Below are 17,887 nucleotides of genomic sequence, written 5' to 3'. Positions count from 1 at the left end.
TGCCATGAAAAAGACGCCAAATATCAACCCAGAAAGTCAAGATGTTGCCGAGCTACAAGCGATGGTGAAAGCGCTCATGGCGTCAGAAAACCGATTGAAACAAGAGCGCCAATCGCTACTTGAACAACTCAAGTTTGCCTTCGACCGCCAGTTCGCTAAACGCTCGGAGGCGTTAAAGCCTTACGATGCATCTCAAGGTGACCTCTTCAACGAAGTGGAATGTGAAGCCGCTAAGGAAGATGAGGTTGAGGTCACGACAACCACCACAACGAAGAAACGTGGTAAGCGTAAGCCACTTCCAAAAACCTTGCCTCGTGAGGTTATCGAACTCGATTTAGACGACCATGAAAAGCAGTGTGCGTGCTGCAAGCATAACCTGCATAAAATCGGTGAAGACCGCAGTGAAAAGCTAGAGTTCTCGCCAGCGGTACTCAAAGTGCTGGAATATGTTCGTCCTAAATATGCTTGTCGTCAGTGCGAGCAAACTGAAGAAAAAAGCCACATCGTTCAAAAACCAGCGCCGCAAAGCATTATCCCTAAAAGCTTCGCGACAGAAAGCCTGCTGGCCAATATCATTCTTGGCAAATATCAATACGCGATGCCGCTGTATCGCCAAGAGTCGCTCTTTACCCAATCGGGTATCGAACTATCGCGCACGACTATGGCAAGGTGGGTTATCCAAGTCAGTGAAAAGTTCGCACCGCTTTACGCGGCCTTGAAAACACACCTACTTGAACAAGTGGTGGTTCAGGCGGATGAAACGCCGCTCAATGTCCTCAAGGAAGATAAGCAATGCTACATGTGGCTATACTGCTCAGGCGCAGACTCGCCAGAAGTCGCACTTCCCAACGTGAAAAATATCGCCTTGTACGACTATCAAAACAGTCGCGCGAGGGCGTGCCCTGTTGCCTTCTTGGGGGATTACAGTGGTTATCTGCAAACCGATGGCTATGGTGCTTATGATGGCCTTCATCAAGTAACCAATGTCGGCTGCTTGGCGCATGCACGTCGTAAGTTCATGGATGCTAAGAAGCTTCAAGGTAAAGGTAAGTCAGGCAAAGCAGATAAAGCGTTGGCCAAAATCCAGAAGCTGTATGGAATAGAATCCCGCTTAAAAGGTGCGTCTGTCGAAACACGAAAAGCTGAACGCCAACAGCATGCCAAGCCAATACTGGATGAGTTGTACGAGTGGATGACAACTCAACAAGTGATAGCGTCTAGCCCGTTGGGTAAAGCGATAAAATACACGCTTGGACAATGGCCGAAGCTCATCCGCTACATTGACGACGGTCACTTATCGATAGACAATAACCGTGCTGAACGCGCAATTAAACCGCTGGTCATTGGCCGAAAAAATTGGTTATTCTCGGCCAATCCTAACGGGGCTGACGCGAGCGCGATGCTTTACAGTATCGTGGAAACTGCAAAAGCCAACGGCCTTATCCTATACGACTACATGGTCAAGTGCATGAAAGAGCTGGCAAAAGCAGAGCCAGATGTCGATGCGCTCCTACCTTGGAACTTCAAACATTAGTCATATCGCCCCGTGGGTTCATGGGGCGTTTACACTAGTATGGTTTAGTACAGCTTTGCAAGGTTCTTAAACCGTGAAAACGCTACGTAGCTCATCTAAACCCAATTCGGCTTCGTTACACAAGCTTGTGCCAGCTTGCAAATTAGAACAAGTTTCCAAAACAGAAATGCTGCGGGGTAGGTGATTGTTAGTACGATAGAGACGACAAAGCCCTTGTAAAACAAGGGCTTTGTCGTAAAAAGTGGCGGGCAGCATGGGACGAGTATGGGAACTGGAATCTGGTAGTTAGCTACTGATACAGATCCAAGGGACGACATAACTTAAATTAGGAACTCAAGAAATAAGCTCCATAATTAGTTTATGGGGCTTATCCAACAATGAGATTATCTGTCAAACTATTTGCGCGTTAGTCGTTGCTTGAAGACTCACCGGAAAAGTAAGGGAACAGTACAACCTCCTCTTCTTGGATAATACTATCAAGGTTCGTTAGAACCTCACTATTCACAAAACTTGTACTTAGAATCCGTTTCTTAAACCTAGAATCAGTTATCCAGTCTGAGTTCCACACTTCTTCACTTGGTGAGTCATAAACTTGGCTTACAACTTTACATAAGACCTCTTTGTACTCAATGTCCTGCTGAATAGGATAAGAGAGCCTTTGTAACCATATGTCTAAGGGGCCAGTGCCTAGCAGAGGCTCAAATTTTCTTTGAATTCTTGCGATAAGGTCTAATTTCATTTCATGATCTACAAACTTGAATGTGCTGCTCAGTAGGAGAGATCCTGTCGCAAATACTCTTGGGTTGTGGTACATGATATCTGCTAGGATACTCACGATTGGCTCGACATTTTCGTTAAGCTCACGCAGACCAACTATTCTTCGGTTGAGCGTACTCAGATATCTTTCGAGTTGGCCTGAGTTTTGATACTTTCGAGAAAAAATAGACAACTTGAGCAATGATTTTTGGATCGTAGTCCCCGTTACCGTTTTACCGAACAACATCAAAGCTTCACGCTTATCTGGCTTAAGAGAGTCTAAGATTACGTCCTCACTAAGATATGTCTTTGAAGCGTTGAGCTGAAGGCCGATGCCTTGAAGTACAGTAGTAAGATGTTTAACTATAAGTTCTGCTGACTCTTTGGAGTTGGTGAAAATTCTATAATCATCTCGATATCGGACGATGTGGTAGTCGTCAATGTTGTTTTGGGACAGTACGGTAGAGATAGAGATATCGACATAACCCATTATAATCTCTGCAATAAAGTCCATTAAAACTGAGCCTTGAGGAATACCATTCGTTTGTCCGTTCCTCATATCTTGAATCAGATAATCTATTTCATTGCCTAGGCAGTCATTTCTATTTCTCTTTGTCTTTGCGGACTCTTTATCATGTATTGCCCAAGGTATCGAGTGAGTGTAAATAGAAGGGTAAAAATTAGCCACATCAGTTAAAAATAAATACTTATAATCGAGAGAGCGTGATATCGATGCTTGCTCTAAGTCATCCCACCATCCCTTGACACTTTCCGCAGCATCAGATGTTAATTCATCATCTGACTCCCTAGGAATACTCGCGCACGATATCTTAGGGTTGGAAGAGAATTCTTCGAATCTGTTTTTTAAGAGTTGCCAGTTATCTACTTTAGTTAGAGTGTGTACAAGCTGAACATATAGTGCGGGGTGAATTAACTCAATTGGCCGCCATGCATAATGTCCGCCTTTGTTTGTTTGAAGTGTATAGTTTAATCTCTGGTGCTTTCTTGCGTGTGCAAGTCCAATGTCTTTTGCGCCATTAGGCTTCACAAGTAGGGCTTCATCAATATTTGCTAGCAGCTCTGTAAAATCAAAGTAAGGGGGTAGGCTTAAGCTTGTGTAACTGCTGTGCTTGAGAAGAAAGCTCTTTGCTTCATCCGCGTCCATCTGCGTAATTAGTTTCTTCAAGACAATGGTCTCCTTACTTTCTACAAACTAGCTTGCTAAGCAAGCTTTTCTAATCATATCAGCCATGAAACAAGCACTACATGCACAGGTTTACGTTGTGAAGAAACAAAAAAGCACCCTTATGAGGGTGCTCTTTCTGGCTAGTATTTTTAGTCATCAAGATCAAGAATGATTCGCATAAAGAACGCACATTCAAAAAGAGCTAACGACAAGCTGGCCATAAATTAGTTGTACGGAGTCTGCACGACATAGCGTGTGAGCTGCTCTTGGCAACACTAGTGATTAGCAACCACTAGTAATACATATACATGTATTCGAAGCGCATCACCCGTACTAGAGTACAGTAACTTACTAGTATGGACTGCGCAATTCCTTTTTCATCAAAACTTGAGCTAAGTTGTTCTCTTTCCATGTAAAAAACCACTCCCTAGCTTTCAAAAACTCTACAACTTTCTTCTTCGACGGTGTTATTTGAAGCCGCTCAGCTAACATCTCGATCAAATGGTACTTGAAGTCATCAGAGAAGTAGGGGTTACTAAAACTATCGAAAATCAAACAGGTCAGTTCCGTTGACTGCGCTATTGAGTCTGAATCACACTCATTAAGTTTTCGAATAACTTCATCTTGCAAAAATTTGGTTACTTCAACGTGATTGTTTCCGTTAAACCAAGACAGCACCATTATTTGGAAGTAACCGAGGGGTTTTTTGCCTTGTTCAATTACTTCTTCGCCTACTTGCTTGATACCAAATAAGTCTAGCAAAGTGCTCTGCTTAATTGGGTAGTCTTGGAAGTTTGTTTTTATGGAGATGAGAAGGTTCAGTGTTTCAATACTATTAGCTTTACCCTTATCCTTCATTTTACTTAAAAGTAGAATAGACTCATCATAAATTTTCTTCCTAACCACATCTTTAAATTCAACAGAAGCTCGCTCGGTCAAGCCGTTGAGTGCAACAACAAGCTGAGTGATTATATAAGTAGTCCTTACCCTAATATCCATACTATAGATAAAAAAGGACACCTCCAATGCGAATAGACATAGCTTTGTAACTCGGTCAGTTTCTTTATCGTCAATCGCTTTGGTTACTCGTTCATCTTCTATAATCCTAAACAGCTTTCTTCTAATTTCACCCAAAGCGTAGCCCGTAAGCCCTTCATAAGTAACAGAGTTGACTTTTACTAATCTCTTTAAGTCTCGGATAAATAAGTTGGCTTTTCTAGAGGGATTTATAGATGATATGAATTTTATGTCTTCGACCTCAGATTTATTGTCGACTATCAGTTCAAAGTACTCTGCTACAAGCTTCTTACAGTCCATTTTAGCAATGGTTAATCCAGTGATAAATGGTACATCATAGTGTTCGGTTTTAGATTCATTGATAAAGAGTTTATATTTCTCTAATTCATCAATAACCACATCCATTATGATAGACGAAGTAGATAAACACTTTGTGTATAGAAAATAATCATCTACGTATCTTCTGATCGTATAGTCAGACTCAAAATATAGATCGTGCTCATCTTTTAGTCGTGCAATTATATTAATATCTAAGTTTTGAAGTATGACTTCGGCATATATTCTAGAAAATTCTGGCCCGACTAAAATTCCACTGGACTCCAACTCGTTTGAATCTTCCATTAGGCTCCTAAACTGTAGGTCAAATGAGAAGTAGTCAGAGTGTTTTTTTGCAAAATCCTTTCCTTTAACAGCCCAGTTAAAAGTTGGAGTGTAGATATTGTGAAAACACTTCGAAATATCAAATTTTGTTAGGTGGTCAAACTTTTTTTCTATTCTGTGAGATTCATATGAATCATAATATTTATACAGGAAATTGTACTTTTTATAAGTAAAATAGGAGCTTGCGTAAACGGAAGTCTTTTCAAATGCATCTTTTTCAGTCTCGACACCGCTCTCCTTATCCAACATGGAGAATGACGCGAGTTCTTTTTCATAGTAGCGTGAAGCTACCTTATTTGGTGCTCTAAGGCTTATAGGACTTCTACTACACAGTTCAGTAATTAAAGAGTCGTACTCGCCATAGAGCTTTGTGATTCTTCTCTGTATCGATGGGTGGGGTACGGATAGTAGTCGTTTGCTCTTAGAGTTTTTGCTAATCCTATAATTATAAGGAGAAGTGTAACCTTCTAGACAGAAAAACTTATCAATGAACTTCTTAACGCTAGGGTCAACTTTCTGAAAATACTTGCTTTTTTCATCTTGACTTCTGAGATAAAAATAGGCCCCCTCATTAAGGAAAGTGATAGGCACTTCATAGGGTAGAGTATCGGTCAACATGACCCTGAGATGATCATGTTTATCTATTTTTACTTTTGACATTACCAACACCTTTTGATGTTTCTGCTTTCTTTACGATTGAAAGAATTCATAACTCTATGCTTAAAACCAAAATAAAATGAAAGCTTTTTGACCTGACTTAACCTACTGCCGCCAGTTTTACTATCAAAGCTCTCAATGTGACTAATGGCATTCTTGACCTTGCCGTGGCTTGTGTTTATAAGTTTGTGATAGTAATTATCAAGTTCCTTAACCTGACTATGGTCATTAATTAACGGATAGTTGTAAAATATTCCTGATTTCAGCCTTGTTCTATCTATGTCACCGATTATATATTGGTTTCCTGTTAAGAACTTCAAACGAGATATAAGTAATTTGTAGTTTCTATTGCTAGCATAGGAGGAAAACGAGCGTCTGACTCGATGTTTGATTTTGTTTATTTTCTTATTGCTAATCCTGACATTTACATTCCTTTGTCTATGCTTGTTCTTCTGATTTACAATTCCACAACTCTCTATTTCATAGCCCAAGTAGTCAAGTTTAGAGTTTGCTTGTTCTCCGCTATTTAGATTGATCAGCTTTGTCTTATGATTAAAACTCAACTCAGGAGAGTTTTTATGGAGTATCTCTTTCAAAATTGAAATTAGCTCGTCTGAATCTCCCGTGAACATAATCAGTATGTCATCAACAAATCTTGCATAATAATATACACTGGAAAGTTTCTTTACCTCACGGTCAAATGGACGAATTCGTATTTCAGATAGAGTTGAACTTAAAGACATACCTCGCGGTAAACCTTCAATATTTAAGCTAGTCAAGCTCTTATCCCAACACTTCAAAATACACCTATTCTGGTGAGAAAGCAGCCACTCATTAATCACGTAGTCCAGAGTTTTTTCTCTATCTATTGACTCATAGAATTCCTTAATATCTAGCCTTAAAACTTTAATTGGTTGAGTGTCTTTTAGTAGAGAAATTACCTGTTTAACAATAGAGTGCCTATCTGAGGTAGAAATCTTGAAAAGTCGACGAATATTATCATTGAGCTTTTTACATACAATTTCGTCTTCTGGGCAAGTAAAATCGTATGTATCTTTGTCCATTAGGTTAAACAGTTTAAAGTTGCTGAAAGAGTAACTATCCCTTGACAGCTTTGCCTCCAATCTTTCAAAACTTTCCTCAAAGAACGTATCAAAATCTTTTGATGAATTCCTCTTGTACCAAGTATTTGTTGACAGGTTTTTAATATTTGCTTTACTAATTGATTGATCTAACATTTAAGAGTTCCTCTCAATCTTAGCTACTAGATAATTGTAATAAACCTCCGACTCCAAGTGGCAATGAAAGTGAAATGATCTCTTCATGAACTCTCTAGAAACGAAAAAAATTGCAAGAGAAAGAATAAGTGAAGAAGACGGAATGTAGCTAACAAATGAAACAACAAATAGAATAAAAGAAAAGTTTCTATAGAAACCAAATCTAGCTAGAAAGATATCTACATTTGTATTGTTGCAGTTTTGCAGAACATAAGCTTTACAGTAACGAAACATAGTTTTTTCTGATATGTCTTCTGGGACGATCTTTCTAACTCTTGCCTTTATTTCAGGTTGATCTCTAGGGATTCTTCTATTGATTCGATAAAAAGAATTCTGAATGTTACAAAGCCTATTTGATAGGGCATCGACAAACATCCCGAGTAGAAGTAAAAGAACAGGTAGTAAAATAACAAGGACAGTTGTGAACTTTGAAAGCAGCTCAAACGTTTTTGCCTTATCGAAATCAATGTACAAAAAAACCGGATACGCGGAGACTAAAAGTGTAGTTAGTCCGATGGATAGGTTATTGAACACATCCCAAAGGCTTAGTTTACCGTTGTCAAACATTAGCTAACCATATGATAAAACGAGACTTAAATGCACAACAGTATAGAGTTAGTACAAAATTTTCTGTGATCTAAGACATACTTAAGAGCTTCTTCTTATTAGTTTGGTTGAAGTGCAAGCTGTTGGTCTTGGTGAACAGCAGTAGTCAGCTCAAAAAGTGCATGGTCATACATTTTTGAAGCTTTTGTTGTACGAGTTCTTGCTGGATGGGAGAGCGAGAACACAAGAAAAGTTGAGATCTGGACTAGTTCTAATGGGTTTAGAGTAACTATTCTTAACGGTTTCCTATAGATTTATTTGAACGCAAACTACTCTTAATATATCTACAGGTTATATAAAAGTTAAGTATTCTTGTTTTTTGTGGCAATATAATGAACTTTTGAAATTAATAGAATAATTGAGTGTGGTAAAATAGTGAACTGCAATAATCGATTAATATTCTTATATCATTGCGTTGAAAGTTAAGTTTTTCGATTAGCATATTGAAGCTCACACTTGGTCATTATAATACTACCGCTAACTGAGCTTATACTCTGTCAAAAGAACATGTTTGATATCTAACCTAGTTTGTACTTTATTAAATAGTACTATCGGTCGTCACAGAGATGTCATTATGTCAAAATCGATTAAAGATATAAAATTCGAAAATGACCTTGTTTATTTCGAGGTTAACACTGATATGATTCCAGTTGATTTTATTGACGGGTTTATAAAGATAATTATGTCAGAAGGTAATTTTTGTCGTCATGATAATTGCTCAAGTTTTGGTGTGTTGAATGTAAGTCAACTACTCGACACTGATTGAAGAACAACGATTTTATGAGGTTTCAAATATGTCCACCATTGTATAGTTGTATTTCAACATTAACTTGCTGGCTACCTCGTTCGTGTTGTTATTGCTTTTACATTTTCTTATATAGCTAAATGGTGCACGTTGAGACGCTATTTTTCCTATATAGGAAAATAAGGAATTAGTATGTGTAGAAAACAGGTTATTTTGTCATCATGGTGAGCAAGTGACAGGCATGTTCGTGTTATCACAGTCAAAGTTGATTTGGGAGATTTAGAGCATATCCGAGATATGCTTATGGTGGTATTTGACAATCCTTCTAATCAAAGCGGTTTTATGAGAAAGGCTAATTATAATGCCCCGTTCTATAGCCAGACCCCCTTAGATTACCTTACGGACAACCCAGATAAGGCGATGCTGATCGCACAACACATAAGGGCTTTAGCTGTTCCATGGTAAAGGAGATGGGCGGGTGAGTAGCAATAACGAAAGAAAGTTAGTACAGAAACCGCAACTATGGATTGAAATCGTTAAGTATAACTGAAGCGATTATTGTCTTGTCACATAAGCTTTCTATTATATTAAAGTTGTACCATCTATTTTAAGGTTTAAATTTAACGTATTTTTCTTGTGGTAACCCAGTGTCGTTTTTTATTTTTTCGTTGAGGTTTAGTCATATTATTAAGGTACTTTGTTAATTTATTTAATAGCGATAAAGTGGGCTTTTATAAAGTAACTGCTTTTGTAAATCTTCCAAATACTCTACCACTTTACAATCTTGAATTTTCATTTCTTCATTTAATGTTTGAATAGCTTAGTAAAATATACTGTATTTGGGGTGTTCTATTAACCGTCGCAGGATGAAGGCTATGAGTAACGACGTATGGTTCAATTAGTGCGGCGATTATATATTTATCAAAGGCTAGAAAGGAGACTTAGAATGAACTATGTAGCATATTTAAGAGTATCGTCATATAACCAAAAAGAACTTGGAGACTCTATAGATGGACAACGGCAGTCGATAATAGATTGGGTGCAAGCAAAAGGTGGCAATATATTAAGGTGGTATACAGATGATGGTGTCAGCGCGTTCAAAGGGAAAAGAAATCAGTTTGAATTGATGTTGCATGAGCTTGAGAATGACATTGTGAAAGCAGATGGATTGATAGTTTATTCCCTTTCGAGATTTAGTAGAAATTTGTTACGACAGTTAGAAGCTAAAAAACTATTAGAGAAAAAAGGAATAACGTTGGTATCTGCTACAGAAGCTTTGCCCACTAATCAAGAAGACAACTTTATAATGGTTTCTCTTCTAGGGTTAATGAACGAGCACTATAGTATACAAAATGGAAAGGTTGTAACTGATCGACTCCGAGACACCGCTCGAAAAGGTTACTTCACAGGCGGCCCTGTTCCTTACGGTTATTGTTCAATTACTGTCTCCGGCGTAACGTCTAAGTGTCGGAAAAAACTGCAAATTTTTGAAGAAGAGGCCGATCTAGTCAAACAGATATTTAGCTTGTCTGAAAAAGGAGTTAATGGAAAACCACTTGGAGTTAAGAGTATTGCCGAGATGTTGAACAAGAAACTACAATATCGAAGAGGGTCTAAATGGAATAGAAATTCTGTATCTAGATTATTGAGAAATACCGCCTATATCGGAGATTTCGTTTATATCTCGGGAGGAAGGGAACCAATTATAGTAAAAATACTCGCCATTATAGACAGGAATCAATTCGATAATGTACAGGATGGTTTGAAGGCAAGAGATATCTTCTCTGCTGAGTCAAGAAGGCTTAGGTCACATTGTCTATTAACTGGGTTGTTGAAGTGCCAAGTATGTGGCGGAAGTATGGTAGTTACAAGCGGTAAAAGTGGCAAGTACAGCTATTATCAGTGCAGCAAACAAGTTAGACACGCGCCAGACACATGTGCGTCTAAAAGAATTCGGCGCGATATTGTCGAACTTGTTGTAAAGCAAAAGTTCATTGGTGAATTGCTCAAAGAAGATCACTTGAAAAAAATCCATACTCGTACAAGGCTCCGTATCAAGGATGCTAATAGAACACTGGTGAGTGAAAAAAACAGACTATCCAAAAGAAAAAGCAATTTGGAAACACGTTACTCTCGTCTAATCATGATGGTCGCAGACGGAGAATTAGCTCCAGACGAACGAATAAACAAAAATCTGTCTGAAATCTCCGCTCAAATAGATGCTTTAGAACACGAGTTGGCTCGGTTGTCAGTTAGAATTAACTTTCCCGTTAAGAACTTCGGTGATGCTAGGCTGCAAGACTTTGCAGTTGCAGTGCAGGAATACCTGATGGACGCTGACGATGAGAAGATTAAGCAATTAATGCTTTCAACAGTCACGAGTGTGAAGGTGGTAGAGGGCGCAAAAAAGTTGATATTTGAAGGCTCTAACATGGCCGTTCTATACTTGATTGCAAACGCAAAAACGGGAACCGAATTCTCGGTTCCCGTTTTCGTCACAAAGTGGCGGAGAGATAGGGATTTGAACCCTAGAACCGCTATTAACGGTTGCCGGTTTTCAAGACCGGTGCTTTCGACCACTCAGCCATCTCTCCGTTGTTGGCGCTCATAATAGGGGGGACGGAGTTCGCTGTAAAGAAAAAATTTCATGACTTTGGTTTGACTGCTTTAAAAGTGATCACATTGATTAAATCGTCTTCAATGTGTTGATTGGTGAGAGTAGCGTTAGCTAGGCAAACGATTTCATTGCGTAATCAACATGATCAATCACTCAAAATAAAATAATGTTTTTTATTGATAAGTCATTGAAAATATATAATAAAACGATGTTCAGAATACGCTTGTGCGCTCGAAATTGTTTGCGTGATTAAGGGGTTTGCTTCAAAATATTAGGGTTAGTTCTCGCGAACTGTGATTTGAGGTCAAGATGAAAGTTGTAAAATTGTTTAAACAAAGAGCTGATTCTATCAAGCATCAGTCTGAGCTTATGCAATGGATGTCGCCAGCGATTAGAGAGTATTGGACTGAGTTTGTAGACAAAACAAACCACAGCAATTTCTTAGCGTGGGTTCGAGACTATCACAAGCCAGCGGTTAATGAACCAGAAGTTGCACAGGTCGAACCAGAAATTGTGCTCAAGCCCGCAGCTCAAGAGCTGTTTGATGAGCTTCAAGAGAAGATAGGTGAAGTTATCCACGAGGGTAGCTGGATCCATGTTGGGCAGGAGCGTATCAATCAATTTGGTGCTATCACTGAAGACAATCAGTGGATCCACACCGATCCGGAGCGAGCAGAGCAAGAGTCTCCGTTCAAGACGACGATTGCACATGGTTTCCTTACATTGTCTCTTTTACCAGCACTAACGGATAGTGTCGATCCGGACAAGCCACTTTTTCCGACAGCGAAAATGATGGTGAACATCGGCTTGAATCAGGTTCGCTTCCCATATCCTGTAAAAGTCGGCAGTAATGTTCGTGCGAAAAGCACTTTAGTCAAAGTAACGCCGATTAAAAAAGGCCTTGAGATTGAACGCGAGATCCGTGTAGAAATTGAGGGTATTCGACGTCCAGCGTGTATCGCGACGTCAGTGATTCATCTTCACTTTTGATGATAAACATTGAGTTTTATGAAGCCCAGCCTTTAAGCTGGGCTTTTTTGTGCATGTTTGCCTTCATATTAACGCCAAATATCTATCTGTGGTTCACATAGCAAACGTGGTAGTTAATGTTAAGCCGCTCAAAGTGCTTCATCCATCGTTTTTGATTGTGTTGAAGCTTATCGCCTGGCCCTTTTACCTCGCACCACATAAAGTCCCCGTTTTTAAATGCAATGACATCAGGTTGGCCTGCTCTGTATGCACGAATATCTTCAAGAATCACCTCAAATAGTCCAGCTAGCTGTTGGTAGCTCATGGTATACATCGCTAACTCTATCCAAGATGCATCGACTAACTCCCAAAGAATGAATGGGTTCTGGAGACCATTTTTGTTTTGATGTACGGCGACTAGCTGTGCGATACCTTCACTTCTAATCTGGTTAAGACGATCTTCGATAAGGACACTTCGGCTGTCTATGAACTCTTTTCGATAGAGGTCAAGAGGCTGACGTTGATAAGGATTGATAAATGCGCCTTCAACTGGTGAAAACAAGATATCCCAGAACGCTAGGCCAAACAGAGTGTTGAGAAACTGGTTTTCAAGATAAAACGCATCCCATCCTTCGGCTTTAAGGGCTTCCACAACAGCAACTTCGACTCGACAATTTGTAAGGTCTAACTGGCGATGGACTTCCGGTAGCGTCCAAACTCGCTTTTTTGGTAAAGGAATACCAAGTTTCTTTTTTAGCGGAGAAGCGATGCGCTCTGCCACCTCAGACTCGTCAGTACTATACGGGTCAGCCAGCATCATTTTTGTGATAGATAAAGCCTCTTCTTGTCTTCCTTGAGCTTTAAGAATGCGTGCTTGTCTTTCTCGAGATGGCGGGATGTTACTTTGCTGGAATAGCGCGAGAGCTTCATCTAGTGCCCCGCAACGCTCTAAGTCTCGAGCTACGGAGTTGATGAGTTTCTGATACATTCTTTTGGCATGTTTGCCGTGAGGAGCGGGAAGTAATTGAGAGAATTCAATCAAATCTTCTCGTGATTTACGGTTTATCTCTTCGTAGCGTAGTGACATCTCACTGATGCAAAAAGACGAATCCAGCTCTTCTCTGGTATGAAATAAGCGTGTATTCACTGAGATTTCATACTGTTCGAATTTGTGAATGCCGAGATTTTCAAGTACAAACTGAGCAAACTCTTGGTATCGATTGCCAAAAAACAACAAACAAAACATAGGAAGAATTTGGTTATCCACAAGCCTGATGACTTGAAATGGTAGCGTTGAAACCGAGTGCGGCATCTGTTCAGGCAAGAGTTCCACCAGCTCACTTTTACGGAGTGATTTGGGTAAATTGGGGAATAAAGCCAGAAGCTCCGGTTTAGTAAGAAGTGTGTCTGCTAATAGCTTTGGAGAGTCGGGAAGGGCTAGATCTACAAAACCAGAGAGAGCTAGATTGGCAAGCAGTGTCTCTGGATTCGTGAGTTCTGAATAACGTAACTTATCACTTCTAAACCACTCACCTTTACGGGTCATCATTCGGACTAGTAAACATTGTTCATCTTCTTCCAATGCGTAGAAACGAGCGAGCCACTGTTGCTCAGATTCATTTAACAGGTCTTGATATAAGCCTTTTACTCCCGAAAGAAGTGTCGTGAAGTTAGTTAGATAGTATTTGGGTTCTAGTACCACTGAAGGTGTGTGGGTCACGGCAATACCTGAGTGTTAACTGTTTGAAATAGCTCGCATCGACGCACTAAATAATATGCAATTCAATGTGTAGTGTTTCATTGCTCTTCAGATCATCGTAGCGTTTAGCCATATTAGTCGCAAGTAAGGTTATACGATGAAAAAACTACAAGCTTGGTTTGCATCTTGGGCTTTGTTATTGCTCATAGGGTGCTCTTTAGAAAATGATACACCAATTAAACCTGACCCAGGTTGGAAGATAGACAAGCTTGATAATGGCTTAACCGTCAGCCGTTACTATAAATCGGGTCAACCTATTACTCTGCGACTTGTCGTTCATGCCGGGAGTCTTCAAGAGACGACGCAACAGACTGGCTATGCACACTTTTTGGAACATTTGTTTTTTCGTGTAGAAGATGTACCTCAGCAGAAGGCAGCGAAAGATGCTCTTTTTCAATCAGGGGTGAGCTTTGGCCCAGATCTTAATGCTTTTACATTCAACGAGTACACGAGTTATGAGCTGGCGATAGATAATGTAGGTATGCTAAATGACGCGCTTACATGGTTAGCTTATGTCGCAGATGCTATGCACATCACTCAAGCGATGATAGAGCAGGAAAAAGGGGTAGTGCTGGGTGAAATGCGATTGAGACGTCCGGACCCGTTACCATACGGTCAAAAGATTTATGATCATCTGTTGATCGGTACACCTCTTGGTTCACACGATATTATTGGTAATCGAAAGTCCATAGAGAACGTTGATATTACTGAGCTGAAGGCTTTCTATAAAAAATGGTATCAACCGCAAAACATGGAATTAATGATTGCTGGCGATTGGGAGCAAAGTGAGTTGCTCGCTATGGTAAATAAACACTTTGCTGCAATTGAAAAAGGAGAGCAGCCGAGACGCGTTCTCATAGACCCTGTGAAGTTCAACGATACCCCATTGGTTTCTGAAGCATTGCCTTTTGAATATGCTGCTTTAGATCTTGCCTATCCAATGCCAAACCCATTGTTAAATACTGTTTCAGACCAATACGTTCAACTGAGTTCAAAGTTTGTCGGTGACATAATATCGAATCGGATTTCAGACTTGTATCACTCAAAGGATATCCTTGTACAAGGTTTAAATGCTGGAGTTGTAGACATACACTCGAACTCACTGTTTGCAATTGGTGCGAGTTTTGAAGAAACCGAGAGGGCAAAGATCCAACAAGCAATAACCGAACAACTCGCCTCTCTGCAGCAACATGGTATTAGCCAAGATGAGTTAGATACAGTAAGAAGCAGTTGGACTTCGTTCAACGATGAGCTAAAGACCATTATTGATAGTTGGACATCTAAGCAAATAATCGATTACAAATTCGATATGTTGTTAGCGCAGAGTGTTGCCCAAGCTCCTATTCAGTACATAGAAGTGCATCGCCAGTTAGCGACGGAAATTACTCTGGAACAGGTTAATCAAGCAATTAAAAAGTTGCTCATCCAAGAGCCTATTATCGGTACTAATGTAAAAAATGGGTCGTTTTCTTTAAATGATATTTATTCGGGATTAGAGCAAAAAACGGACAAGCCACTCGAATTGACAGTAACCAAAGCTCTTGCAGTCCCTAGCTCGAAAGGAAAGGTCTCGTCGATGGAGACTCTGGAAAATGGCTTAGTAAAATGGAAGCTAGCGAATGGCATTGAGGTGCTTTACCTTAATCACAAGGACAGCGGCGATCGCTTTTACGGATGGTTTGGTTCACTGGGCGGTTCATCTGCACTTACCGGAGATAACATCGCTGCAGGTCAACTGATACCGTTGATTACGCTCTACAGCGATATTGGACCGCTAACCGCGAAGCAAATTGAACGCGCATTCAGTAAAACAAATAGTTACGTAGAACCGTTTATACGTGATGTTAAGCAGGGTATGTCCTTTGGAAGTAACGAAAAGGGCATCGCTGATGTGTTTTCTGTTGTTCACCATGCTATGTCACTTAATGATGTTGATGAATTAGCAATAAGTAAAGCGAAAAACATTGCTATTAATGAACTCAAGCGCTTGAAACAGGATTCGAATGTTCTAAGTATTAACGACGCATTGCAACTAACCTTTGACACCGGTAGCCATTTACTTTTTAGAACAGAGCCTGAGGTTGCACTGGTGACGAAGGAGAGAGTAATGAAAGCCTATAATGAGCTGATTAAGGTCAATCGTGGATACAAAATGATGTTGGTGGGCGGTAAGAGTGCTTCTGAAGTGCAGCCTCTGTTAGAGCAGTACATTGCGAATATTCAGTTTAGCGAAGAATTAAAGTACACGTGGCCTACGGTTGAAATACGTGACGGCCTTGCTGACGACATAACCAATATCGACAGCCACGATTCACAGGATGGTCAATCGCAAGTCTATCTGATCGCTGTATCTGAGAGAAATGAACCAAGAACCTCAAAAGACGTGTTTGCCGAAGACATGTTTCAACGGCTTTTGAACGAGCGTATTTTCCAGACGATACGTTCAGATAACTCCCTTGATTACAATCCGCACGCCTATGGTTTTGCCGATGAAGGCAATGGGATTGCTGCCTGGTCGTTTTTTGCTAATGTTGATCCTAAGGATGAGGAACGGGCTGTTAAATTGTTTGAAACTGTGGCTAACGACATCTTGAATGGATTTGAAAAGACAGAAAGGGATCAGGTTGTTGCCCAGCTAAAAAGTGACCTTGCCCCTTGGCTTGATGATCCTGAAGGAGCGAGCTTTATGCTATTTCGATATTGGTTAATGGGTTACGGTATCGATGCGCTTTATAACTACGAGTCAGTGGCTGATAGTATTACTTTAAGTGATCTAGATCGTATGTCTCAACAGGCGCTTGGTCAAAACGCGAGCAAATTTTCTATAAGAATCAATCCTTAATCGGCACTCTATGTGTGTATAAAAATATTTACATGGCGTTTATTGGAAAAAACAGTGAAGAAATTTGCCTTTTTTTATAATTAGTGATTGCACTTCTTGTTCTAAGCAGATAAGTTACGGGAAAGAGCACGATACGAGTCACAAAACGGATTGTGCAGATCGTGCTCAAGTGATTTAGATACAAAGAATAGGAAGAAGTAAGCAATGTTCCAAACTGATGACGTAAGAATTAATAAAGTAAAAGAACTTTTACCACCGGTTGCTGTGTTAGAGAAGTTTCCAGCAACTGAAGTTGCTTCTTCTACCACGTTTAATGCACGTAAAGCGATCCACAACATCCTTCAAGGCGATGATGACAGACTGCTTGTTATCGTTGGTCCATGCTCAATTCATGACCCAGAAGCTGCGGTCGAATACGGTAAGCGCCTAAAAGTTTTACGCGATGAACTTGGCGATCGTCTAGAAATCGTAATGCGAGTCTACTTCGAAAAGCCACGTACTACCGTGGGTTGGAAAGGCCTTATTAACGACCCGTACCTAAACGACACCTTTAAGATCAACGATGGTCTACGTATGGGGCGTAAGCTATTACTTGACCTAACTGATATGGGCATGCCAACGGCGAGTGAGTTCCTTGATATGATCACACCGCAATATGTTGCTGACCTTATTAGTTGGGGTGCGATTGGCGCACGTACTACAGAATCTCAGGTTCACCGAGAGTTGTCTTCTGGTATTTCATGTCCAGTTGGTTTCAAAAACGGCACAGACGGTAACATTAAGATTGCATCTGATGCAATCCGCTCGGCGAGTGCTTCTCACCATTTCCTATCGGTAACTAAGTACGGCCATTCAGCAATCGTTGAAACTGCTGGTAACCCAGACTGCCATATCATTTTGCGTGGTGGTAAAGAGCCAAACTACAGCGCTGAGCATGTTAAAGGCATTAAAGACGAACTAACGGCTAACGGTCTTCCAGCAAAAGTGATGATCGATTTTAGCCATGCAAACAGTTCTAAGCAGTTCCAGCGTCAGAAAGTTGTAGCGACAGATGTAGCTGGTCAAATGGCTAGCGGTGAAGACGCAATTTTTGGTGTGATGATTGAATCACACCTAGTAGAAGGTCGCCAGGATCTAGTTGACGGTGTTGCACCTACTTATGGTCAGTCTATTACTGACGCATGTATTGGTTGGGAAGACACAGAACAAGTACTTCGTGAACTCGCTGATGCGGTAGAAGCTCGCCGTAAAGCCTAATTTAT

Annotated in this window: 8 protein-coding genes, 1 tRNA gene and 1 pseudogene; 5 read left to right on the top strand and 5 right to left on the bottom strand. The window is 40.3% G+C overall.

The annotated features are described in order from the left end of the window. The first annotated feature begins 4 nt into the window (after positions 1-4). Positions 5-1,534, top strand: a complete 1,530-nt coding sequence (gene tnpC / locus AC6I8U_RS16780) for an IS66 family transposase (protein WP_498018980.1) — start codon at positions 5-7, stop codon at positions 1,532-1,534. Positions 1,535-1,940: 406 nt separating this feature from the next. Here the strand turns inward: tnpC and AC6I8U_RS16775 are convergent, their stop codons facing one another. From AC6I8U_RS16775 to drt3a, 3 genes are all read right to left on the bottom strand, one after another. Then, the gene (locus AC6I8U_RS16775) at positions 1,941-3,476 is read right to left on the bottom strand and encodes an RNA-directed DNA polymerase (protein ID WP_498018979.1); all 1,536 of its coding nucleotides are present in this window, start codon (positions 3,474-3,476) and stop codon (positions 1,941-1,943) included. 351 nt (positions 3,477-3,827) lie between these two features. Beyond that, complete coding sequence (drt3b, locus tag AC6I8U_RS16770; RefSeq protein WP_498018978.1) at positions 3,828-5,813, bottom strand: antiviral reverse transcriptase Drt3b; 1,986 nt, start codon at positions 5,811-5,813, stop codon at positions 3,828-3,830. Further along, positions 5,813-7,048, bottom strand: a complete 1,236-nt coding sequence (gene drt3a / locus AC6I8U_RS16765; protein ID WP_498018977.1) for an antiviral reverse transcriptase Drt3a — start codon at positions 7,046-7,048, stop codon at positions 5,813-5,815. Before drt3a ends, drt3b begins: the two co-directional genes overlap by 1 nt. 2,279 nt (positions 7,049-9,327) lie before the next feature. Between drt3a and AC6I8U_RS16760 the strand changes: the two are divergent. Further along, positions 9,328-10,368: pseudogene (locus tag AC6I8U_RS16760) on the top strand (recombinase family protein); the annotation flags it as partial. A 573-nt stretch (positions 10,369-10,941) separates the two neighbouring features. On the opposite strand, the gene AC6I8U_RS16755 reads toward AC6I8U_RS16760, so the two are convergent. Next, positions 10,942-11,032, bottom strand: a tRNA-Ser gene (locus tag AC6I8U_RS16755). Between the two features lie 332 nt (positions 11,033-11,364). On the opposite strand from AC6I8U_RS16755, the gene AC6I8U_RS16750 reads away from it, so the two are divergent. Then, positions 11,365-12,045, top strand: coding sequence for a MaoC family dehydratase (locus AC6I8U_RS16750; RefSeq protein WP_042471672.1), 681 nt, complete (start codon positions 11,365-11,367; stop codon positions 12,043-12,045). An 82-nt stretch (positions 12,046-12,127) separates the two neighbouring features. Here AC6I8U_RS16750 and AC6I8U_RS16745 read toward each other — a convergent pair whose 3' ends face one another. Continuing rightward, the gene (locus tag AC6I8U_RS16745) at positions 12,128-13,744 is read right to left on the bottom strand and encodes a VRR-NUC domain-containing protein (protein WP_498018976.1); all 1,617 of its coding nucleotides are present in this window, start codon (positions 13,742-13,744) and stop codon (positions 12,128-12,130) included. Positions 13,745-13,880: 136 nt separating this feature from the next. Here AC6I8U_RS16745 and AC6I8U_RS16740 point away from each other — a divergent pair, with 136 nt between their 5' ends. Next, positions 13,881-16,625, top strand: coding sequence for a M16 family metallopeptidase (locus AC6I8U_RS16740; RefSeq protein WP_498018975.1), 2,745 nt, complete (start codon positions 13,881-13,883; stop codon positions 16,623-16,625). Positions 16,626-16,829: 204 nt separating this feature from the next. After that, the gene (gene aroG / locus AC6I8U_RS16735; protein ID WP_498018974.1) at positions 16,830-17,882 is read left to right on the top strand and encodes a 3-deoxy-7-phosphoheptulonate synthase AroG; all 1,053 of its coding nucleotides are present in this window, start codon (positions 16,830-16,832) and stop codon (positions 17,880-17,882) included. Positions 17,883-17,887 lie beyond the last annotated feature (5 nt).

This window comes from Vibrio sp. KUL80 (genome assembly GCF_059725495.1).
This window is presented reverse-complemented; position numbering and strand designations above follow the sequence as displayed.